The organism is Bacteroides sp. D20, assembly GCF_003436255.1.
Lineage (GTDB): Bacteria > Bacteroidota > Bacteroidia > Bacteroidales > Bacteroidaceae > Bacteroides > Bacteroides uniformis.
The window spans coordinates 199,651-223,550 of the sequence record NZ_QSOO01000007.1 but is presented as its reverse complement, the minus strand read 5'-3'; the positions used below and the strand labels follow the sequence as shown (position 1 = coordinate 223,550).

Annotated in this window: 16 protein-coding genes; 8 read left to right on the top strand and 8 right to left on the bottom strand. The window is 45.3% G+C overall.

Translation table 11 applies throughout. From position 1 onward, the window contains the following. The first annotated feature begins 84 nt into the window (after positions 1-84). Both DXD78_RS09695 and DXD78_RS09690 read left to right on the top strand, forming a co-directional pair. A complete protein-coding gene (locus tag DXD78_RS09695; protein ID WP_009036537.1) occupies positions 85-1,053 on the top strand; it encodes a DnaJ C-terminal domain-containing protein in 969 nt (322 codons plus the stop codon). Positions 1,054-1,070: 17 nt separating this feature from the next. Next, positions 1,071-1,364 carry a chaperone modulator CbpM gene (locus tag DXD78_RS09690; RefSeq protein ID WP_009036538.1) on the top strand — a complete coding sequence of 98 codons (294 nt, stop codon included), beginning with the start codon at positions 1,071-1,073 and terminating at the stop codon, positions 1,362-1,364. A 137-nt stretch (positions 1,365-1,501) separates the two neighbouring features. Here DXD78_RS09690 and DXD78_RS09685 read toward each other — a convergent pair whose 3' ends face one another. From DXD78_RS09685 to DXD78_RS09670, 4 genes are read right to left on the bottom strand one after another with little or no spacing between them, the layout of a single operon-like run. Beyond that, positions 1,502-3,208 (bottom strand): acyl-CoA dehydrogenase family protein, encoded by a 1,707-nt coding sequence (locus tag DXD78_RS09685; protein WP_005826256.1) that lies wholly within the window; start codon positions 3,206-3,208, stop codon positions 1,502-1,504. A gap of 10 nt (positions 3,209-3,218) precedes the next feature. Then, positions 3,219-4,040 carry an energy transducer TonB gene (locus tag DXD78_RS09680; RefSeq protein ID WP_022401576.1) on the bottom strand — a complete coding sequence of 274 codons (822 nt, stop codon included), beginning with the start codon at positions 4,038-4,040 and terminating at the stop codon, positions 3,219-3,221. A gap of 14 nt (positions 4,041-4,054) precedes the next feature. Beyond that, positions 4,055-5,074: an electron transfer flavoprotein subunit alpha/FixB family protein gene (locus tag DXD78_RS09675; protein ID WP_009036540.1), complete on the bottom strand. Its 1,020-nt coding sequence runs from the start codon at positions 5,072-5,074 to the stop codon at positions 4,055-4,057. Between the two features lie 4 nt (positions 5,075-5,078). Beyond that, positions 5,079-5,972, bottom strand: coding sequence for an electron transfer flavoprotein subunit beta/FixA family protein (locus tag DXD78_RS09670; RefSeq protein ID WP_005826262.1), 894 nt, complete (start codon positions 5,970-5,972; stop codon positions 5,079-5,081). Positions 5,973-6,308: 336 nt separating this feature from the next. Here DXD78_RS09670 and DXD78_RS09665 point away from each other — a divergent pair, with 336 nt between their 5' ends. Then, positions 6,309-8,069, top strand: coding sequence for a 1-deoxy-D-xylulose-5-phosphate synthase (locus tag DXD78_RS09665; RefSeq protein ID WP_009036541.1), 1,761 nt, complete (start codon positions 6,309-6,311; stop codon positions 8,067-8,069). Between the two features lie 44 nt (positions 8,070-8,113). Here DXD78_RS09665 and DXD78_RS09660 read toward each other — a convergent pair whose 3' ends face one another. Then, entirely contained in the window at positions 8,114-9,313 is a 1,200-nt protein-coding gene (locus DXD78_RS09660; protein ID WP_022401575.1) for an aminopeptidase C, read from the bottom strand. 95 nt (positions 9,314-9,408) lie between these two features. Here DXD78_RS09660 and DXD78_RS09655 point away from each other — a divergent pair, with 95 nt between their 5' ends. Further along, complete coding sequence (locus DXD78_RS09655; protein ID WP_009036543.1) at positions 9,409-10,254, top strand: patatin family protein; 846 nt, start codon at positions 9,409-9,411, stop codon at positions 10,252-10,254. Between the two features lie 182 nt (positions 10,255-10,436). Here DXD78_RS09655 and DXD78_RS09650 read toward each other — a convergent pair whose 3' ends face one another. From DXD78_RS09650 to DXD78_RS09640, 3 genes are all read right to left on the bottom strand, one after another. Next, positions 10,437-12,200: a RagB/SusD family nutrient uptake outer membrane protein gene (locus DXD78_RS09650; RefSeq protein WP_022401574.1), complete on the bottom strand. Its 1,764-nt coding sequence runs from the start codon at positions 12,198-12,200 to the stop codon at positions 10,437-10,439. 18 nt (positions 12,201-12,218) lie between these two features. Further along, positions 12,219-15,179 carry a TonB-dependent receptor gene (locus DXD78_RS09645; protein WP_009036545.1) on the bottom strand — a complete coding sequence of 987 codons (2,961 nt, stop codon included), beginning with the start codon at positions 15,177-15,179 and terminating at the stop codon, positions 12,219-12,221. Between the two features lie 71 nt (positions 15,180-15,250). Then, on the bottom strand, positions 15,251-16,618 hold the full coding sequence (locus DXD78_RS09640) for a neutral/alkaline non-lysosomal ceramidase N-terminal domain-containing protein (protein WP_022401572.1): 1,368 nt from the start codon (positions 16,616-16,618) through the stop codon (positions 15,251-15,253). Positions 16,619-16,855: 237 nt separating this feature from the next. Here DXD78_RS09640 and DXD78_RS09635 point away from each other — a divergent pair, with 237 nt between their 5' ends. The 4 genes from DXD78_RS09635 to DXD78_RS09615 all read left to right on the top strand — a co-directional run bounded on the left by DXD78_RS09635 (position 16,856) and on the right by DXD78_RS09615 (position 23,899). Next, positions 16,856-18,769 (top strand): GH32 C-terminal domain-containing protein, encoded by a 1,914-nt coding sequence (locus DXD78_RS09635; protein WP_117652691.1) that lies wholly within the window; start codon positions 16,856-16,858, stop codon positions 18,767-18,769. Positions 18,770-18,785: 16 nt separating this feature from the next. After that, entirely contained in the window at positions 18,786-19,946 is a 1,161-nt protein-coding gene (locus tag DXD78_RS09630) for an MFS transporter (RefSeq protein WP_009036548.1), read from the top strand. 234 nt (positions 19,947-20,180) lie between these two features. After that, a complete protein-coding gene (locus DXD78_RS09620) occupies positions 20,181-21,068 on the top strand; it encodes a carbohydrate kinase (RefSeq protein WP_005826288.1) in 888 nt (295 codons plus the stop codon). A 71-nt stretch (positions 21,069-21,139) separates the two neighbouring features. Next, positions 21,140-23,899 (top strand): substrate-binding domain-containing protein, encoded by a 2,760-nt coding sequence (locus tag DXD78_RS09615; protein WP_083790035.1) that lies wholly within the window; start codon positions 21,140-21,142, stop codon positions 23,897-23,899. Position 23,900: the final 1 nt, after the last annotated feature.

Sequence of the window (23,900 nt, the reverse complement as noted above, 5' to 3'; positions counted from 1 at the left end):
TTTCGTTTACTTATTTTAGTGATGCGTAAAACAAATTGGCGTGTTATTTGTTTTATGGTATTTAGACAATAAAACTAATAAACTATGGCTTATATTGATTACTATCAGGTCCTTGGAGTGGACAAAAAGGCATCTCAGGATGACATCAAGAAAGCGTTCCGCAAGCTGGCGCGCAAGTACCATCCTGACTTGAATCCGAACGATGCTACGGCCAAGGATAAGTTTCAGGCTATCAACGAGGCGAATGAGGTGCTGAGTGATCCTGAAAAAAGAAAGAAATATGATGAATATGGTGAACACTGGAAACATGCCGACGAGTTTGAAGCGCAGAAGCGGGCACAGCAGCAAGCCGGGGGCTTCGGGGGATTTGGCGGTGCCGGTTTTGGAGGTTCCGGTGCGGGATTTGGTACGGACGGAGGCGGTACGTATTGGTATTCTTCCGACGGCCAGGAATTTTCGGGCAGTAATGCCGGTGGTTTCTCAGACTTCTTCGAACAGATGTTCGGTCATCGTACGCGCGGCGGAGGCGGTGCCAATGCCGGTTTCCGCGGGCAGGATTATCATGCGGATTTGAACCTCTCGCTTCGTGAGGCTGCGAAGACCCATAAACAGATATTGACGGTGAATGGCAAGCAAGTGCGTATTACCATTCCGGCCGGTGTGGCCAACGGACAGGTCATCAAACTGAAAGGCTATGGTGGCGAGGGCATCAACGGAGGTCCTGCAGGTGACTTATACATCACGTTTGTGATTCCGGACGACTCGGTATTCAAGCGTTTGGGAGATGATTTGTATGTGGATGTGACCGTCGACCTTTATACAGCCCTGCTGGGTGGCGACCAGTTGGTGGATACTTTGGATGGTCAGGTGAAGCTGAAGGTGAAACCCGAAACTCAGAACGGGACTAAGGTACGTCTGAAGGGTAAGGGCTTCCCCGTATATAAGAAGGAGGGACAGTTTGGCGATCTCATCGTGACTTATTCCGTGAAGTTGCCGACAAACCTGACGGAACAGCAGAAAGAGATGTTCCGTAAAATTCAGAGTATGAACTAATGAAAGGAGAACGGATTATGCAGAACGAATGGATTGTCATCAGCGAATATTGTGACAAGTGTCATATAGAGCCCACTTTTATTGATATGCTGTGCGAAAGTGGACTGATAGATGTGGAGCAGGAAGGTGGAGAGCGTTATCTGCCTTTCTCCGAGTTGCCGGATGTGGAACGGTACAGCCGTATGTACTACGACCTTTCCATCAATATGGAAGGGATTGATGCCATCCACCATCTGCTGGCAAGGATGGAAGAGATGCAGCGGGAGATACACTCGCTGCGCGGCAGGCTGAGGCTGCACGGAGAGTATTAATTTTCCTTTCGTCTCTTTGAGAACTTTTGTCCTTTTAAGAAGGGGCAAGCAGGAGGAAGTATTTCAGAAAAAACAAGCGGGCACCGGAGTAGCTAAACTCCGGTGCCCGCTATATTTGCCTTGTCCAAGCAATGCGTTTATTTGCGGTAGCTTTCCAGCTCTTCTGCCTTGAACTTACGGATGAAGTTAAAGTGTTTTTCCACTTCAGCTTCTGCGTAGTTCACATACACCAGAGCCGACTTGCCGAACAGTTCGGGAGCCTTTGTCGCGTCCTGAATGATGAGGTGCGACATGATACATACCGCAGCCATCTCATAGAGGCGACGTGCCACGAAGTCCAGCAATTCCTGATTCTGTGCCTCTTTCACCGCATTGGTGCAGGCTTCGAACTTGTTGGTCATCTCTTTGATGCGGTCCATCAACGGTTGCATTTCTTCGCTGCACGGCACTTGCTCGTAGTCGCGCAAGGTGGCAGAGTATGAGCCGTTTGTTACATAGCGGATAGCAGCTACGGTCTGCAACTGAGTAGTACCTTCGTAGATAGAAGTGATACGTGCATCACGATAGATACGTTGGCAAGCATACTCCAGCATGAAGCCCGAACCGCCGTGAATCTGGATGCTGTCGTAAGCATTCTGATTGGCATATTCAGAGTTCATACCTTTTGCCAGCGGAGTGAAGGCGTCGGCAAGTTTGGCATACTTCTTTTGTTCCTGGCGTTCTTCCGGAGTCAGTTTGCGTTCGCGAGCAATGTCGTCCAGCGCTTTGTAGATGTCAACGTAGCGGGAAGTCTGGTACAGCAAGGAGCGTCCTGCATCCAACTTGGCTTTCATAATAGCCAGCATGTCATATACAGCCGGGAATTCGATGATAGCCTTGCCGAACTGCTTGCGGTCTTTGGCATAAGCCAGACCTTCGTTGTAGGCAGCTTGTGAAAGGCCTACCGACTGTGCGGCAATACCCAGACGGGCACCGTTCATCAAAGCCATAACGTATTTAATCAAACCAAGCTTGCGGTCGCCGCAAAGTTCTGCCTTTGCATTCTTGTAAACCAGCTCGCAGGTGGGAGAGCCGTGGATACCCAGCTTGTTCTCGATGCGGCGCACGTCTACACCGCCTTCATTCTTATCGTAGATGAACATGGACAAGCCACGTCCGTCTTTGGTACCCTCTTCTGAACGTGCCAGTACGAGGTGGAGATTGGCGTCACCGTTAGTAATAAAACGCTTCACGCCGTTCAGGCGCCAGCAGTTGTTGGCCTCGTCATAGGTCGCTTTCAGCATTACGCTCTGCAAGTCGGAACCGGCATCCGGTTCTGTCAGGTCCATAGACATGGTCTCTCCGGCGCAGACACGCGGTATAAAACGGCTGTGCTGGTCTTCGTTACCGAATTCGTAGAGCGTTTCGATACAGTCTTGCAGTGACCAGATGTTACCGAAACCGGCATCGGCGGCGGCAACGATTTCCGCACACATGGTGTACGGAGTAATCGGGAAGTTCAAGCCACCGAAACGGCGCGGCATGGTCATACCGTTCAATCCGGCTTTTACCATGGCGTCGAGGTTCTGCTTGGTGCCGCTGGCATATTCCACACGGCCGTTGGCACAGTGGGGACCTTCTTCGTCCACGCCCTCGGCATTGGGAGCGATAATCTCTCCAGTAATCTCTCCGGTGATTTCAAGTACCTTGTCAAAAGAGTCCATAGCATCCGCATAGTCCTGCGGGGCATAGTCATACTTGTCTTTGTCTTGGTAACCGCGTTCTTTCAGTTCGCAGATACGTTCCATCATCGAGTTGTTCAGATGATACTTCAATTCGGGAACTTCGGTATAAAAATTTGCCATAATTTCTTGGTTATTTAGGTATTCTGAAGTATAGGGGTATGGTGAATTTCACTCGCTTGGCCTCTCCGTCCTGATAGCCGGGCGACCAGCGGTAGACGTCGGCAATGGCCTCGAAAGCGCGTATGGCTTCTTTGTCGATGTCATAGCGCACGGACTGGAGAATTTGGGGATGGGTCATCTTGCCTTCTTCGTCTACAACGAATCGTAGGATTACCCTTCCTTCTGCCTTTTGCTTCCAGGCGTCTTCCGGATATTTGGTAACATTGGCCACCAGTTTCATGAGGTTCTCTATTCCACCGGGGAAGGATGGAAACATGAAATACGGCTGATGTTCCATTTCAGTTCCGTGCTCGTCGAACATCTTTCCACCGGTACACTGATTCTCTGAATAGTGTTCCTCTCTACGGAGTTTCCCGTCGGGATAGTACTGCAGGAGTGTTCCGTCAAGTTTACCATCGCTGTAGCTCCGGGCCAGATGTATGGCACCGTCGGGATAATACACCATGGTCTGCCCCTCCAGGCGGTTGTCTCTATATACTTCTGTCAGGCTGTCCTTGCCATTTGCATAGAATGATGTATGCAGGCCTTCCCTTATCCTTTTGCGGGGATTGCTTTTGTATTCGGAGAAATGCCAGACATCCTTCTTTTGTCCTTCCAAAGCATACTCTTCCACCTTGATGCACTTCTTGTTTATCTTGGAAACAAGAGCATACTTGACTGCCTGGATGGAGTCGTCCGTCCATTGGTAATTCTTGTCCAACCAGAGCTTTTCTTGAGCGATAGCGGAAGATATACCTGAAAGAAGAACAAATATAAGAATCAGCCCTTTCATGATTACCTTTATTGTTATTTACTGTGTGATTTATAATATTTTATCATCTTCGGGATAACCTCTTCCACCGTACCGTTGATGACATAGTCGGCAATCGTATTGATGGGAGCGTTCTCGTCATTGTTGATGGAGATGATAATACCACTTTCCTGCATACCGGCAATGTGCTGGATTTGTCCGCTGATGCCGCAAGCAATATACAGTTTGGGGCGGACAGTGACACCGGTCTGGCCAATCTGGCGGTCATGGTCGGCATAACCGGCATCGACGGCAGCACGGCTGGCGCCTACCTCTGCATGGAGTTCTTTGGCAAGCTCGAACAACATGTCAAAACCTTCCTTGCTTCCCATGCCGTAGCCGCCAGCAATCACGATGGGAGCGCCTTTCAGGTTGTGTTTTGCCTTTTCTACGTGGCGGTCGATGACTTTTACCACATAATCCGTCTCGGGCACGTACTTGGCAACGTCGTGGTTGATGACTTCGCCCTTATAGTCAGCGTCCAGTATCTCTTTCTTCATCACACCTTCGCGAACGGTTGCCATCTGCGGACGGTGCTCGGGATTCACAATCGTGGCAACGATGTTACCGCCGAATGCGGGACGGATTTGATACAGCAGGTTCTCGTAAACCTTGCCTTCCTTCTTGTCTTCGTGGTTGCCGATTTCCAGTGAGGTACAGTCGGCGGTCAGTCCGCTGGTCAAAGCGGAAGAAACGCGCGGACCGAGGTCGCGACCGATAACGGTGGCGCCCATCAGACAGATTTGCGGCTTTTCTTCTTTGAACAAGTTGATGAGGACAGAGGAGTGGGGAAGGGAAGTATAGGGGAACAAGCCCGGAGCGTCGAATACGTGGAGTTTGTCTACTCCGTAGGGTAATACTTGCTTTTCAATGCCTGCCAGATTGCTTCCGGCAGCAACTGCCTCCAGTTGGCAGCCCAACTGATTGGCTAATTTACGACCTTTGGTCAAGAGTTCGAGACTGACGTCGGCAACTGTTGTGCCTTCTATCTCTAAATATACAAATACATTATTCATAATCTTATCCTATCGTATGGTTGGCTAACAGTTCAACAATCAAATCTTCCACATCCTTGTCGCTGCCCGTCAGCGTTTTGCTTTCTTTGGCCTGGAATGAGATGTTCTGAATGGTCTTCACCTTGGTAGGCGAACCGCTCAGACCGCATTGTGCAAGGTCGCCGTTCACGTCGGCAACACTCCATTCCGTGATGTTCAGATAGGGATATTTCTCGTAGAGGCCGGCGTAGGCAAGCTCAGCGCCTTCCTTGGTGATGGCAGCTTTTTCCTGGGCACCGAGGGCGCGTTTGTACTTCTGCACCAGTTTGGCATTGCGCGGGCGGCAGGGAGCGGCACTTCCGTTTACGGTGATGACTATGGGCAGGGGAGCCTCAACGGTTTCCACACCACCGTCAATATGACGTTTCACGGTAATCTTCTTGGCGGCTTTATCCACGTTCAGAATCTCTTCTGCGTAGGTCACTTGCGTCAGCCCCAGCTTTTCGGCAACCTGCGGGCCTACTTGGGCGGTATCACCGTCGATGGCCTGGCGTCCGCCAATGATGACGTCATAGTCGCCTATCTTCTTGATGGCTGTGGCAAGGGCATACGAAGTGGCAAGCGTATCGGCACCTGCAAAGGCGCGGTCGGTCAGCAGATAGCCGTTGTCGGCACCACGGTAAAGTCCTTCACGAATAACTTCGGCTGCACGTCCCGGTCCCATGGTCAGGATGGTAACGGTGGAGCCCGGATGTTCATCTTTCAGTCGGAGAGCCTGTTCAAGAGCGTTCAGGTCCTCGGGGTTGAAGATGGCAGGGAGTGCCGCGCGGTTGATAGTTCCGTCGGCTTTCATGGCATCTTTCCCAACGTTGCGTGTGTCGGGAACTTGTTTTGCCAATACAACAATTTTCAAACTCATGCTATTAATTATTAGTATTAGTATTTCTTTGTATGTCAGTACCGGGAATAGGAGTAGTAGAATCCTGCTACTGAAATTGGCCGGTTAACTCATTATCAGCCTGCAAATTTACGGAAAGAGTTGGGTTTGACAAGAAAATGGGGTGAAAAATGCACAAGTTGAGGGATTTTGCGCAAATATCAGTTGGCTCTATATCTGTAAAAAAGGTAATAAAACCGGTAATTTATCTACCTTTCCGTTCCCGTTTCCTCTGTACTTTTGCAGCGTCTGGATGAGGTCTGCATAACGGGCAGCATCGGATAAACAAGCATTGCTACTTAAATGTTATTATAGAATATGTATATTGAAAAAGTAAATTCCCCTGCTGACGTGAAAAAGTTATCAGTCAGCGAAATGAACGGATTGGGTGGAGAAATCCGCCAGGTGTTGTTAAACAAGTTAAGCTCCCACGGAGGACACGTAGGTCCCAACCTGGGAATGGTAGAAGCCACCATAGCCCTGCATTACGTGTTCGATTCACCAACGGACAAGATAGTCTATGACGTGTCTCACCAAAGTTATACCCATAAGATATTGACAGGCCGCCGGGCAGCGTTTATGAATGCGGACGAGTATGACGAAGTCTCCGGATATTCCGAACCGTCGGAAAGCGAGCACGACTTCTTCGTCATTGGGCATACCTCTACCTCCGTCAGTCTGGCAAGCGGACTTGCCAAGGCGCGTGACCTGAAGGGGGAGGCGGGTAATGTGATTGCCGTCATCGGCGATGGCTCGTTGAGTGGAGGTGAAGCCTTCGAAGGATTGAATGTAGGTGCCGAACTGGGCACGAACTTCATCGTCATTGTCAACGATAACCAGATGTCCATTGCCGAGAATCATGGCGGGCTATACCGCAATCTGCAACAGTTACGCGAAACGGAGGGGCAGGCTCCCTGCAACTATTTTAAGGCAATGGGATATGATTATCTCTATGTGAAGGATGGCAATGACGTGGAGCAATTGATAGAGGCTTTCCGTGAAGTGAAGGACAAGAAGCATCCGGTTGTGGTACATATCAATACCTTGAAAGGTAAGGGATACAAATTGGCAGAAGAGCAAAAAGAACGTTTCCATTACAGTGTTCCGTTCGACCTTGAAACCGGCAATCTGACCGGTGAGTCTGGAGAGGGTGAAGACTATGTCGACCTTACCGCCGGTTATTTGTTGCAGGAGATGAAGAAAGACCCGACTGTGGTGGGCATCACCGCAGGTACACCTACGGTATTTGGCTTTACACCGGAGCGCCGCAAGGAGGCAGGGCGGCAGTTCATCGATATGGGCATTGCCGAAGAGCAGGCTGTTGCCATGGCTTCTGCCATTGCTGCCGGAGGTGGAAAACCGGTATTCGGGGTCTACAGCACCTTTATCCAGCGCGCCTACGACCAGTTGTCCCAGGATCTTTGCATCAACAATAATCCTGCACTGATTCTTGTCTTCTGGGGAAGCTTATCGAGTATGAATGATGTTACCCATCTTTGTCTTTTTGATATTCCGGTCATCGGTAATATTCCGAATATGGTTTATCTGGCACCTACTTGTCGTGAGGAGTATATGGCAATGCTGGAGTGGGGCATCCGTCAAACGGAACATCCGGTTGCCATTCGCGTGCCGGCCAATGGGGTTGTCCGCAGGAATGTAGAACCGGAGAAGGATTACGGCAAGACGCTGAACCGTTATGAGGTGTCCCATCGTGGAGAGAAGGTCGCCATATTGGGACTGGGCTCTTTCTATCAGTTGGGCGAAGCCGTGGCTGCCCGGTTGAAGGAAGAGAAAGGAGTGGATGCCACGCTTGTCAATCCTCGCTACATCACGGGTGTGGACGAGGCTTTGCTCGATGACCTGAAGCGCGACCATACACTGGTCATTACTCTTGAGGACGGAGTGCTGGACGGTGGCTTTGGCGAGAAGATTGCCCGTTACTACGGTCCGTCGGATATGAAGGTACTGAACTATGGTGTGAAGAAAGAGTTTATCGACCGTTACGATGTGGAGGAGCAGTTGAAGAAGAACCGGTTGACGGTTCCGCAGATTGTGGAAGATATCTGTAGGATTTGGTAAGAATTGAAAAAGGAGATGCATCAAACTGCATCTCCTTCTTTTATTTATTTAATACCCAGTTTCTTGGCAATATCCTTAGGCAGTGCATCCTTGTGCACAATGATGTTCATTGTTTTATAGCGCACGAAAGCTTTGGAAGCATACCACAGTCCTTTGTACTTTCCGGCTTCACCCCAAGAGTTCTTTACCATATAGTATTCGTTGCCTTCCTGGTCTTTGGCTATACCGTAAATCAGCATACCGTGGTCGTCAGTAGTTTCCCAGTTGTCGTATGCCAGCTGGCGCTCTTCTTGTGTGCACCACTTCTGCGGTTGAGGCTTGCTGTTCAGTTTCTTTTCTTCGGGTTTCATTTTCAGCCAGTGTGCCATGTCCGAACCGCTCAGTTCTTGCACCTTTTCTGCATCGGGCATTACGGCTATACCGTCGCGTGTGAAGCCTTGTTCGCTTACGTCACTACCCCATGCAATGGTGTAACCCTTATTGATAGCGTTGTCAAACACTTCCATCAACTCGTCAATAGGCAAGTTGTAGGAAGAAGCCCAACGCCAGTTGTCTTGTATTTCCAGGACGAACGGCTGGTAGAAGGGATGGTGGGTATAGGAAGTCAGTGAGATATAGTCATCTGCATTCAGTCCGGTAGATTCATAGAAAGACTTCGGAGTATATTCCTTGCCTTTGTAGGTGAACTTCTCGGGACGTTCGCCCAGATAAATATCGTGGATAGCGGTAATGGCTTTCTTCCAGAGCGGGTTCTTGTCTTGGTCTGTTTGCAGGCTGCGGTGTTTTCCCTTGGCAATGGCTGCCACTACGGCATCAGATACGGCTGTCAATTCGGTGTGGTTGCTCAGCGTGTCGCCATACATAACGCCCGGACGCATTTCCTCTTCGGGCACCAGACCAAAAGTTTTCATACCATAAATTACATCGTAGAACGAACCGCCTTGTGAGAACGAAACGTCACCATGTGTACGCACTGCCTTGTCGGCACGGTCCAGATAGGTGTTGTGTACGATAAACATTTCAGAAAAGTCGTATTCGCCTTTGCCCATGCGGAGCAGTTCGGATTCGATGAATGCCAGTCCGGAATAGCACCAGCATGTACCGGCACGGTTCTGGTTCTTAACAGAAGTGATAGGATTTTCTTTTACGGTCGTAAAGATGAAACCTTCCTCTTTCGGAGTGTCTTGTGCTATTGTGTTTAAACTTAATAAACCCAATGCAGCCATCAGTATTGATTTCTTCATCATAATTAAAATGTTATAGATTTATTGTTGCAACTGCAAATATAGGTAGAATATCGTAAACAAAAGCTATCTTTGAAGCGTTAATTCCGACACTTATGGAGAAAATAATACGTATCGACGACCATAGCGGTCTTGTTTTGGAGGGCGGCGGTATGCGCGGCGTCTTCACTTGCGGTGTGCTCGACAGCTTTATGGATCGTGGCATTCGCTTTCCCTATACCATCGGCGTCAGTGCCGGAGCCTGCAACGGACTTTCCTATATGTCCGGTCAGCGCGGGCGTGCCAAGTACAGCAATATCGACTTGCTGGAAAAATACAATTACATCGGATTGAAGTATCTGTTGAAGAAGCGGAATATCATGGATTTCGACTTGTTGTTCCAGGAGTTTCCGGAACACATACTTCCCTACGACTACGAGGCATACTTTCATTGTCCCGAACGTTATGTGATGGTAACTACCAACTGCGAGACGGGCGAAGCGAACTATTTTGAGGAGAAGCGGAGTAAAGAGCGCGTCATTGATATTGTGCGTGCTTCGAGCAGTCTGCCGTTTGTCTGTCCCATTACCTACGTGGACAACATCCCGATGCTGGATGGAGGTATTGTGGACAGTATCCCTTTGATGCGTGCCCGTCAGGATGGATTTACCAATAATGTAGTGGTGTTGACGCGCAATCATGGGTACCGTAAGGAAATTCAGGGAACGAAGGTTCCACCTTTTATATATAAGAAATATCCGCTATTGCGTGAAGCCATCAACCGCCGCAGTATTGTCTATAATCAACAGTTGGAGCAGGTGGAACGGATGGAAGCCGCCGGGGAAATCGTTGTGATCCGTCCACAGAAGCCGGTAGTGGTAGACCGCATCGAGCGTGACATCAAGAAGCTGACGGAGCTTTATGAAGAAGGATATCGGTGTGCGGAACAGTTTGTTTTTTGAGAAGTATAGATTTATTTTCCTGAGGTTATTATTGTTTACTAATAGATAAATGGTGAGGCATTAATGACTTTTTTGAGTAAATTGGCATTATATATAAATCCTTAAAATATCTGTATTAAAGAGTCGTGTAGGATTGATTCTAGCACGACTCTTATATTTACTGTTGCATGAGAGGAGTATTATTAATATCCGGGGTTCTGCGTAAGATTTTTATTTAAGTTGAGTACATCGATAGGAATTGGAAATACTGTTGTGTATCCGTTGGCATCGTATACCCAGTCTCCTGCAGAATTGGCATGCGGTACGCCTGGATACTTATCATCTGTAGCCTCAGTGTAGGTACCAAAACGGATTTGATCTTCTCTCCGAACAGGCTCCCACATTAATTCAAGAGCACGTTCATCAAGTAAGTCTTGTAATGTAAGGGTTTCTCTTGGTTGGGCATTCACCCGATTACGAACTTCATTTACCAGTGTAAGTGCTTCTGAAATATTCCCTAGACGATATTGTGCTTCTGCTGCGAGTAGTAGCGCATCCGCATATCGGTATACCACAAAATCTGCATTAGTATAATGAGCCCACATTGTGTTTTTGTCGGTTTTATCAAGCTCCAGTTTTTTTACTCTAGCTCCAGCCCATTTCACTATATATAATCCTTTAGGGTCAGAGTATGAAGTTACGTCATAATCAATACGGGCTTGGAATGGTAAATAGGTTCCATAAGGATTATAAGATTCGGAAACTTGTGAGGCAATTCTTTTTCCGTCAACATACACATCTCCATAGAAAAAGCTCATGTCCCAACGTGGATCTGTTGCTGAATAGTCAGCAGTTTCTGTCGCTTCGTCATAGGTCGCACCAAATATTTTAACAGCTTCTATTGTTGCTATTGGACCGTTCCCACCATTAAATCCCATAGCAGCAGAATGTGCATAATGCAATGAGTACCAATGTAAATTTTGACTAAGGCGGTAAGTGTCTGTATCATTAGGACGAATAAAAATATTTTCAATAGAACCTTCGTTGCCTACAAGGAAATTAGATTTAAAGTTATCAGCTAGTGCATATCCTAATTCTTTAATACGTTGTTTGCAGTATATAACAGTTTCCCAGGCGTTACGTGTAGTTCCTTCAAGAGTGATTGTTATATTCTTTCCGGCATTTGTAATATAGGATTCTACTGCGTTAATTCCTCCAGTGAAGGAGCCATCGTTCCAATCTTCTTTTGAAAAGATTGGTGCATTGATAGCTAGTTTTGCCATCATCATATAACCGACAGCCTTTGTGATACGCCCATAGTATTGGCTGTTTGAATCTGCGGACTTTGCTTCAGGTAGGTGTGGTATGATATCGGTTAATTCATCACGTAAAAAATCATAAACTTGAGTACGATTTGGTTGCTTTACGTCTGCCACTTTGGTATCTGAGGAAACTATAATAGGTACCCTGCCAAAAAGATTTATTGCATGATAATAATAAAATGCTCTACAAGCTCTAATTTCATATTGATAGTCTTTGAGATAATCTTCTCCTCCCTTATCTATCATATCTTGTAAGTCTTCATAAGCAGAATTACATAAACTAATCTGTTTGTAAATGTCATTCCAAGTTGCTAAAAATGCCGCATAAGATGGTGACCAACTGTGTAAGAAAGCATTCTGATGGAAACCGCCATCTACCCAGTCACCTTGACGACCGGGCAACATTGCTAAATCCGATGTGAATTCTGATAAAAAGGAGTAAGGGTATGTACGAAACTCAAAGCAGGTTCCTTGTAATCCCATTCCTGAATATATAGCAGCAACAGAATTGATATATACTAATGTGGGATTACTTAATGCGTCCTCTTTTTGGAATTTGTCATAGGCAACTTCGTCAAGAAAATCAGAACAACTGCTTAGTAATAGTATTGCTATTGTCACTAAACCTAATATTTTTTTCTTCATGGCTTTCTATTTTTATGTTTAGAAACTAAGAATTAACTGAATAGTATATGTTCTATTAATAGGATAGATATTACGAGAATCAACTCCACCTTGAAAACTTGCTGAGTTAATCATTGGAGTTAGTCCGGAATAACCAGTAATGGTAGCTACATTATTACATGAAAGTGCTATGCGAGCATTGGAAAAGACTTTGAATACTTTGGTGGGAATGTTGTATCCCAATGTTATATATTCAATGTTTACATAATCTCCTTTTTCAAGCCAATATGAAGTATGTACAATATCATAGATACCTAAGTCAGGGGCTGTCTTAAGTACATTATATGAAGGAAATAAGTTTAAGTTATTATAATTAAGATGGGTTGCGTTATAAATTTTATGTCCAAATGCGCCATTGAATTGGACAGACAGGTCGAATTGCTTATATCGTAACTGTGCATTAAGATTCATGTTGACTTTTGGTACAACTTGACCAAGTATCTCTCTATCTCCAGAATCTGAGTGGTCAATGGTTCCATCACCGTCTAGATCTTTAAATTTATATGTTTTCTTTCCATCTGAAGCTTGATTGAAGCCATCGTGTACTGGTAAACGGAAAATACCAACGGGATAACCTTCTGCCATATAAGTAACAGCTGTATTTGCGGTAAGCCCTGAACCACCTGCACTTGATACTACTACCCAGTCTGTGGTAGTTAATGCTTCACCATTATATGCTCCTGAAAGTGATATTAATTTATTTTTTAAGAATGATACATTACCTGATAAATTGAGTCCCCATTTTTTATTTTTGATTACTTCTCCTGAAATGGAAAATTCAAATCCTTTATTAACCATTTCTCCCATATTGGCAAGTAAGGTGGGGTATGTAAATGGCGGAACAGATACATTATATGTATACAGTAAATCTTTAGTTGTTGAATGGAAGTAATCCATCGTTCCACGTAAACGACCATTGAACATTGTAAAGTCCAATCCAATATCAAAAGTATATTTTGTTTCCCATTTTAAATCGGGATTAGCATTGGAAGCTACAGCATAAGTTACTACTGACTGATTGTTGTAAGATGAAATTCCATTTGGAGATAAGACTTGTAAAGAGTTGAGTGGTGAAATAGCATCTTGATTACCTGTAACTCCATAACCGGCACGTAGTTTAAGTGTAGAAAATATTTTTTGCTTTTTCATGAATTCTTCATTACTGATAATCCATGCGGCAGATGCGGAAGGGAAAAATCCCCATTTATGGTTAGCTCCAAGTTTAGATGAACCATCTGTACGTGCATTCACTGTTATTACATATTTATTGTCAAACATGTAGTTGAGGCGTGCCATATAAGATAAAAGTGTGTTCTTTTGAGCCCCTGATGATGCATTTCCATAACTTAATAGGGCACCGGCTGCAAGATTATTATATTTAAAGTAGTTGGTATCAAACCCTTCTGTATATACAGAACTATTGAATGTATAGTAGGATTGACCTTCTACTAGAGCTAAAGCATTAATTGCATGTTTGTTAAATTCTTTTGAGTAATTTGCTTGTATATTACCCATCCAATCTTTGCCATGTCGATTGCTGACCTGAGCACGTCCACGATTACCTCTATAAGCATATACATCATTGGGGTAATATGCTTTATTATTTGCGTTTACATACATAAATGAGCCAAAAGCGCTTAATGATAATCCATCGATTATCTTATATGTTGCTCTTGCACTGGCATTAATGCGTGTGCTTTCATTTTTCAAATCGTATTCCATTATTTCTCCTGGATGTACAACCATTGATGAAACATTGTTGTCAATGTCCCATATACCAGTTTCTGGATTTCTTTCAGATGGATATGTTGGATTATAAACGGCAGCGCTTGACCAAACATTGGAACCTGGCTTGGATTCACGGTAAATAGCAGATAAATTAAATTCAAGACTCAATTTATTATTTAGACCATGTAAGTTTGAGTTGAAACGTCCGTAATACGTGGTATTACCAGTATTACGTACTGATCCGGTTCTGTCATTTATACCAAATGTGGCACGCATGCTTCCTTTTTTTGTTGCTTGTGTAAGAGAGACTGTATGATTATTTTGGGTATATACAGAATTTTGTACCCAATCCATCCAGTTGGTACTTGCACCTAAATCTTTTCCTACTCCAGAAAATAAAGTTTGATTGACATGCCTCCATTCGTCAGGTGATAACATTTGTAATTGTTTATATGCATGGCTGATACCGAATTGGCCATTATATGTGATATTGGAAACTCCTTCTTTTCCTTTAGCTGTAGTTACAACAATTACGCCTGCTGCACCGCGTGAACCATATTGGGCTGTTTCAGAAGCGTCTTTTAAAACTGTAACTTCTTCAATATCTTGGGCTGCAATTGTATTTAACATCTCTAGGGATCCGAAGACTCCATCTATGATTACTAATGGATCATTACCTCCTGATAAAGAAGATGTTCCACGAATGCGGACAGTCGGTTCAGCATTAACATTCCCACCGTCTTGAGAAATAACCATACCAGGAACTTTGCCTCTGATGGCATCAATAGGAGTAGCAATATAACCAAGATTCATATCTTTTGCCGTAACACGATCTACTGCTCCTGATACAGATCGTTTATTACCGACAGCATAACCGATAACTACTACTTCATCCAGAGCTTTACTGTCTTCCACGAGGGTTATATTAATTTTTTTTCTACCAGCGATAGCTACTTCTTGGGTTATGCAACCTACGTAAGAAAAAACAAGAGTAGCATCACTGTTTGTGTTGATTGTGTAATTTCCATTAAGGTCGGTGATAACTCCTTGGGTGGTTCCCTTAACTAATATGCTAACACCTATAATAGGCTCATCATCTGTTCCAATAACAGTTCCTGTCACACTGATTTGTTGAGCTAATATGGAATTGGAATAAAGTATGAATAAAAATGTTATCCATATGAATTTTTGGGTAAATATATGTGTTTTCATAATCACATTTTCTAGTTAATCAAAAGTTTGTTATGTGGGCTGTCCTTTTTATAAGGATAGCCCAGCTTTTTTTAATGAGTGGCTTCATTGATTAAATCAAGTAGTCCATTGACAATGGCGCTTTCTGCATATCCGGGTTTTAATCTGGAAGAAAGTACTTCAAATGTCTGAAAACCATAAGCTGCATCATTAGGTATATATCCAGAACGTGCTGTTCCATTTGTTATTGTTGCCATCATTGTGCGTGTATATGGAGATTCATTTTTCAATCTGACTGCTATATAATTAAATATTTCTGCATTAACAGATGTAATAGGTATATTGTCTAGCATAATTAGACCGAGACGGAGCTCAATCGGGTCTGCATCTTCATATTTGCCTTCGTAGCCAGCTCTTCCTTTATTTAATCGGTTACGTCCTGGACAAGTTATAATTTTGCTTCCCGTATTAATTGGAATAACTGTTTCATAACGTTTGATATTACGCATAACATGTTGAACTTCTTCTCCTAACATTTGCCCCATAGATATGATGATATCTTTCTGTTGTTGCATTAGTTTTGCTACTTGAGGGTTGTTCCGGTCAAGCCCTGTGCCTCCTGGAGGCATTGCATTTGAGATATCTTCGCCTCTTTTTGCATATTCCTTAATACGGATATCTCGTAACTCATACGTCTGATTGAAGTAAATCGGGTTTTGGTCACCACTGGCTCCGGTTGACCATACTGCTATTATTTCATTATCAAAAGTGTCTTCTATGTATTTGGAAGTTGTTCCTGGTACATCTCCACTAATCATATCCAACTGCCCTGCTGCAACAGCATGCATTGCGTAATTATAATATACTGCGATGGGTTTGTTATCCATTGTTTTGAAACAGATGACTGCAACTGTTTTATCTGATATCCCTTCATAGTTGGGGCCTTCCCACCAGCCGTGACGTTCTTGATCAAAAATATTGCGATTGATATTGATATATGAAACTCCACTACCATATCCTATTTGGGCAGGTTGTAGTTTGGATGTGGCTTCTTTAATGGAAGAGAATATTTTTTCATTCAAGACTTCTGGTTTTAAACGTGCTCCACTATGTGTATGTGACGCTGTAATCATTATATTATTTTGGGGTATTCCAATTTCCGTCTCAACCCGTTCTGTTATAGTCTTCCATTGAGCATCACTGATACCACCTATATCTACTGTAACCAATGCTGCTTTCGTATGATTATTATCAATTACAATAGCTCGGCTATGAATATGGTCAAGGATACCGAAAGAATTCGGTGGTAATTCATCTTGATTAGGAGTAATGTCCACTTTTGCAGCTCCAACCCTTAATGTTCCTTTGGGACCGTTTTGCGCATAAGTAGGACTTACAAGCATTATGGAAAAAAGCATTATAGCTAATCCATACATTTTTTTTGCTTTACATGTTTTCATGGTCTTAATAATTTGAGTTTAACTTAATATATTATTTATTTTATAACAATGGCAAATATAGCGCTAAGAAAATGAAATGCTTGTCAAATATGTTTCAAAAACTATGAATTTTGTTACCTCAGCATTGTTCTACAATGCTGAGGTAACATTTGTTATAGTAGTTGCAACATTAATTATGTCCAGGCTTCTTTTTTTGTTGTTTCTTTGCAAAACCTTATTAATATAATACCATTAAACATGAAACATTTATTAACACAGTGGCAGATGGCAGTAAAATGGAGTATAGCATTATTCGCAAGTTTGTGCTGTTTACTCTTTTGGGGTTGTAAACAAGCTACTCATTTTCAGATGCAATTGGAGCATATGAATGAGTTGGAAAGTATTATTTATGTGGAAGGACAAGCAAAAATATTGCTTCTTCCAATTCAAGAGTCTGCAGATGAATCTCTTTTGCAAATAGAGAGTGGGGACGGGAATAAAATTATGCAGACTTTAGACGTACATATGGCAGTTGACAGTATAGATTATTTTGTTCCTCTTGATTTAGATAATTATCGGCAGGGTAGTGGAGAGACTATTATGATTCGTATGAAAGGACTCTATAATAATGCTGTTACGTGGGATGCTATAGAGCTGGTTGATACTTTTGATACTACTAACCGTGAAACTTTTCGTCCAATTTACCATCACACACCTTTGTATGGTTGGATGAATGATGCCAATGGATTGGTCTATAAGGATGGAGAATATCATCTTTATTTTCAATATAATCCTTATGGCTCTGTTTGGGGGAATATGCATTGGGGACACTCAGTTAGTAAAGATTTGATGCATTGGGAGCATAAAGCACCGGTGATTGCTCGTGATTCTCTGGGACATATATTTTCAGGTAGTTCTGTTGTAGATGTAGAGAATACAGCTGGTTATGGTGCAGGAGCTATTATTGCTTTTTATACTTCTGCAAGTGAAAAAAATGGGCAAATTCAGTGTATGGCTTACAGTAAAGATAATGGGTATACTTATACTAAATATGAAAAGAACCCTATTCTGACTCCTTTTGATGGGATAAAAGATTTTCGTGATCCCAAGGTCTTTTGGTATAATCCTGAAAAGAAATGGATTATGATTGTTTCTGCTGATAAAGAAATGCGCTTTTATGCTTCGTACAATTTAAAGGATTGGACATATCTTAGTGCGTGGGGAGAAGGATATGGTGTGCAACCTCGTCAATTTGAATGCCCAGACATGGTCCAATTACCAGTTAATGGTAATAAGGATTATATGAAATGGGTTATGATTGTCAATGTAAATCCTGGTTGCTATTTTGGGGGAAGTGCTACGCAATATTTTGTAGGCAATTTTGATGGGACGAAGTTTGTCTGTGATAGTCCTAAAGAGACAGTAAAATGGCTGGATTGGGGAAAGGACCATTATGCAACAGTTTGTTTTTCAAATACTTGTGATAGGGTTATTGCAATACCTTGGATGAGTAATTGGCAGTATGCAAACATCGTTCCTACAAAACAGTTTCGTAGTGCTAATGCCTTGCCTCGTGAGTTAGGGTTGTATGAACAAGATGGTGAATTTTATGTATCAATAACTCCTGTAAAGGAAGTACGTGATATACGTAAAGAAGTGAGGGAGATATCTACATTTATGGTTGATACCGAGTATCATGTGGATACATTGTTGAATGAGAATAGTGGGCCCTATGAAATTGAAATGCAGTTTATCAATGGTACAGCAAATATAATGGGGTTTAAACTATTTAATGAAAAAGGTGAAGAGGTTGATATTTACTTAGATTTATTAGAAAGTAGATTAGTAATGGATCGCACGAAGAGTGGTATTGTTGATTTTGGTCGTAATAGTCAATCTCATATACTTGAAACCCATGATAAACGTATGAAAACTTCGATTAATTATATCGATGATTTTGCTCTTGCTACTTGGGGGCCTATAGTAAAAACAATGAGCCATACTTTAAATATATTTGTTGATAAGTGTTCTGTTGAGATTTTCCTTGATGGTGGTAAGGTAGCTATGACTAATTTGGTTTTCCCTAATGAGCCATATAATCGTATGAGTTGTTATGCAAAAGGTGGAAGCTACAAAGTGAATAATTGCAGAATTTACAGATTAGGGTTTTAAAAAATAGGATATAATTATGCAAAAAACGAATTCCTTGGCAAAGCTCTTTCCGGTCATGCTTTGCTTCTTCGCCATGGGCTTTGTGGATTTGGTGGGCATCGCCTCCAACTACGTGAAGGCCGACTTGAACCTGACCGACTCGCAAGCCAACATATTCCCGTCTCTGGTGTTCTTCTGGTTCCTCATCTTCTCCGTACCTACGGGTATGCTGATGAACCGCATCGGACGCAAGAAGACGGTGCTTCTCAGCCTTGTCATCACGTTTGCCTCTTTGCTTCTCCCGGTTTTCGGAGACGGCTATGTGCTGATGCTGCTCTCGTTCTCATTGCTGGGCATCGGCAATGCGCTGATGCAAACGTCGCTCAACCCGCTGCTTTCCAATATCGTAAGCGGCGAGCGGCTGGCAAGTTCGCTCACCTTCGGACAGTTTGTAAAAGCCATTGCTTCGTTTCTGGCTCCATACATCGCCATGTGGGGAGCTACGCAGGCCATTCCGTCTCTGGGCATGGGCTGGAGGGTGCTGTTCCCGGTCTATATGGTCATTGCGGTGATTGCCATTCTCTGGCTGAGCGGTACTTCCATCCGCGAGGAAAAGGAAGAGGGACGCCCTTCCACCTTCGGGGAGTGCCTCGCCCTGCTGGGCAAGCCGTTTATCTTTCTCTGCTTCCTGGGCATCATGTGTCATGTGGGCATTGATGTAGGTACGAATACCACAGCGCCCAAAATCTTGATGGAGCGTCTGGGCATGACGCTGGCCGATGCCGGCTTTGCCACCAGCCTTTACTTCATTTTCCGCACGGCGGGTTGCTTTCTCGGCGCCTTCATTCTTCAGAAGATGGCTCCCCGAACCTTCTTCGGCATCAGCGTGTTATGTATGTTGGCTGCGATGGTAGGGTTGTTCGTTTTCCATGAAAAGACAATGATACACATTTGCATTGCCCTTATCGGTTTCGGCAATTCGAACATCTTTCCGGTTATCTTCTCCCAAGCGTTGCTTGCTATGCCACAAAAGAAGAACGAGGTTTCCGGTTTGATGATTATGGGGCTCTTCGGCGGTACGGTATTTCCGATAGCAATGGGCTTGGCAAGTGATGCTGTAGGACAAAGCGGTGCCGTGGCTGTGATGACGGTAGGGGTAGTGTACTTGTTCTTCTATATGCTGCGTATGAAGCGGTAATCTTTGTTCGCAGGCTGCGGACACATATCCCAAGGCTGCGGACACATATCCCAAGGTTGCGGATGTCTATCCCAAGCCTTGGGATAGAGATAATCCTTAGTTCTTAGAGACTTTTTAATAGATAATTGGCAACTTTTCATTCTATAGTTAGGAACTTTTTTATTAGGTTTGCAGCGGGTAGGACATTGAGTTTGCCGTGAATAAAATATATCATTCATTAAACAATATAATATTATGAATAAGATAATAGTAGGTATGGGCGAGGCTCTGTGGGACTGCCTCCCCGAAGGAAAGAAGATAGGCGGTGCTCCGGCAAACTTTGCTTACCATGCATCGCAGTTTGGTTTCGACAGCCGTGTGGTCAGTGCCGTAGGTGCCGATGCGGATGGGGACGAGATTCTGGATGTGTTCGCCCGGAAGGGGCTGCGCACGCAGATTGAGCGCGTGCCTTACCCCACGGGAACGGTGCAGGTGACGCTCGATGCCGTGGGCGTGCCGTGCTATGAGATAAAAGAAGGCGTGGCCTGGGACAACATTCCCTTTACCGACGAACTGAAGCGTCTGGCACTGAACACGCGTGCCGTATGTTTCGGCTCTTTGGCGCAACGCAGTGAAACAAGCCGCATCACCATCAACCGTTTTCTCGACACGATGCCCGATGCGGAGGGGCAACTGAAGATATTCGACATCAATCTCCGCCAAGGGTTCTATACCAAAGAGATACTCTGCGAATCCATGCGCCGCTGCAACATCCTCAAGATAAACGATGAGGAGCTGGTGACCATCAGCCGTATTTTCGGCTACCCGGGCATCGACTTGCAGGACAAATGCTGGATTCTGCTGGCCAAGTATAACCTGAAGATGCTTATCTTGACTTGCGGAACGAACGGCAGCTATGTGTTCACTCCGGGAGTGGTTTCCTTCCAGGAGACGCCCAAGGTACCGGTGGCGGACACCGTTGGAGCCGGTGACTCGTTCACGGCAGCCTTCACCGCTGCCATTCTCAGCGGGAAGCAGGTGCCCGATGCCCATAAACTGGCGGTGGAAGTCTCTGCCTATGTATGTACCCAGAGCGGTGCCATGCCGGAATTGCCGGTGGCCTTGAAAGAAAGGCTGGCATAGATTTTTCTTATTCTTTTCACATTTTTCGTTATCTTTGCTCATCTGCAATCTTAAATCAGAGGAAAGTGAAGATGAGACAGCATAACCTTCGGATTTTATTCTTTTTGCTCGTGCTTTGGGGAGTGGCGGTTGCCTGCTCCCGGCGCGAGGCACGTTTCCGTATCGGCGTTTCCCAATGTAGCGAGGATGAATGGCGGCGCCAGATGAACAGTGAGATACTCCGTGAAGCCCATTTCTACGAGGATGTGGAGGTGGACATCCGTACTGCTGTCGACGATAATGACCGTCAGGCAAAAGACATTCGTGAGCTGATAGCCGAAGGGGTGGATCTGCTGATTGTGGCCCCTAATGAAGCCACTCCGATAACTCCGGTTGTGGAGGAGGCATACAACCGGGGCATTCCGGTGATTGTAGTGGACCGTAAAATCCTTTCGGACAAATACACGGCCTACGTCGGTGCAGACAACTACGAGATAGGGAAAGCTGTGGGAGAGTATGTGGCCAATGTGCTGCATGGGCAGGGAGATGTGGTGGAAATCTCAGGTTTGGTGGGCTCCACACCTGCCGTAGACCGTCATCAAGGATTTGTGAAGGCTATATCCGCTTATCCCGGTATCCGGTTGCTGGCCGTTGAAGACGGTGCCTGGTTGCAACTCAAGGCCGGAGAGAAAATGGATACTCTGCTGAGCCGCTTTCCGCATATCGACCTGGTGTATGCGCAGAATGACCGTATGGCGGCCGGAGCCTATGCTGCCGCTGCCCGAGAGGGGCGGGAAAAGGATATGCGGTTCATCGGCATAGACGCCCTGTCCGGCAAAGACTATGGAGTGGAGAAAGTGCTTGCCGGCGAACTGGATGCCACGTTTATATATCCTACCGGTGGCGACCGCGTGATGCAGATTGCCATGGATATCCTGAACAAGCGTGATTTCCCCCGTGAAACTATCCTGGGCACTTCCGTCGTCGACCGCGACAATGCTCTCATCATGAAGATGCAGACCGCCCACATCGGCACCCTGGATGGAAAGATAGAAACCCTGAACGGAAAGATAAACCAGTATTTAGCCAGTTATGCCACGCAGCAGGTTGTCTTGTACGGCAGTCTGTCCGCCCTATTGTTGCTGGTCGGTTTGTTGGTGGCTGTCTACCTCTCCTTGCGTGCCAAGAACCGGTTGAACCGTGAACTGTCCATGCAGAAAAAGAAACTGGAGGAACAGAAAACCCAGTTGATACAGCAGAAGGAACTGTTGGAAGTACAGAAGTCGCAGTTAGAACAGCTTTCCCATGAACTGGAGGAGGCTACGCACGCCAAGCTGGTGTTCTTCACGAATATTTCACACGATTTCCGTACTCCGCTGACGCTGATAGCCGATCCCATAGAGCAGCTTCTTGCCAACCGCACCCTCGACGGACAGCCGCGCCAGCTCCTCGAGCTGATGAAAAAGAATGTGCATATCCTGCTTCGCCTGGTCAACCAGATACTTGATTTCCGGAAGGTGGAGAACGGGCGCATGGAGCTCCATCTCGAACCTTTTGATTTGCTCGACAGCTTCCGGGGCTGGAACGACTCTTTCCGCATGGCGTTGCTGAAGAAACATATTGCTTTCAGCTTTGAGGCATCTCCCGATACGGACTTCCGGATGATGGCAGATGCGGAGAAGATGGAGCGCATTTACTTCAATCTCTTCTCCAATGCCGTGAAGTATACGCCGGAGAATGGGAAGATAGCTATACGCTTGTCAATGACAGAGCAGAACTATAGCTTGTCTGTTTTCAATTCCGGCAGTTACATTTCTTCGACCGATGTGGAAGCTATCTTCGAGCGTTTTTATCAAGTGGACGGACATCAGGCAGGTACCGGTATCGGCCTTGCGCTGGTACGTGCTTTTGTAGAGATGCATGGTGGCAACATTGCGGCACACAGTGATGATAAGGGTACTACCTTCACCGTCACTTTCCCGAAGCAGGATGTTTTGCAGTACCATCCCACCATAGTGACGTTGCCTGCCGAAGAGAAGGACGTGTCGTCCACCCTGATAGATACGGAAGTGAAGGCATGCGAAGAGGTGGTTGAGGCTGATTGTCCTACTGTGCTGGTAATTGACGATAATGCGGATATTCGCAACTATGTGAAGTCACTGTTGACGCAAGAATTTCGCGTGCTGGATGCTGCGGACGGGACAGAGGGTATCCGGCTGGCCATGAAGTATGTGCCGGATGTGGTTATTTCGGATGTAATGATGCCCGGTATGGATGGTGTGGAATGTTGCCGCCGCTTGAAGGGGGAGTTACAGACATGCCATATCCCGGTGATTCTGCTGACGGCCTGCTCGCTGGACGAACAGCGTATCCAGGGCTATGATGGCGGTGCCGATTCTTATATTTCCAAACCATTCAATTCGCAGTTGCTCTTGTCTCGTGTCCGTAATCTTATTGCAAACCGCCGTCAGTTGAGGCAGTTCTTCGGAGATAACCAGACTATCGAGAAGGAAGCCATCAGTGATTTGGATAAGGGTTTCGTCTCCCGCTTCAAATCGCTTGTCGAGGAGAGGATGAAAGATGCGGAACTCAATGTGGAGGATTTGGGACGGAATATGGGTATGAGCCGTGTGCAGCTTTACCGTAAGCTGAAATCGCTGACCAACTATTCGCCGAATGAGCTGCTGCGCCAGATGAGGTTGAAAAAGGCTGCCTCACTGCTTGCCTCCTCTGACATGACGGTAGCGGAGATTGCCTATGAAGTGGGCTTTTCGTCACCTTCCTATTTCACGAAATGCTATAAGGAACAGTTTGGGGAGAGTCCTACCGAGTTTCTGAAAAGAAGGGGATAGC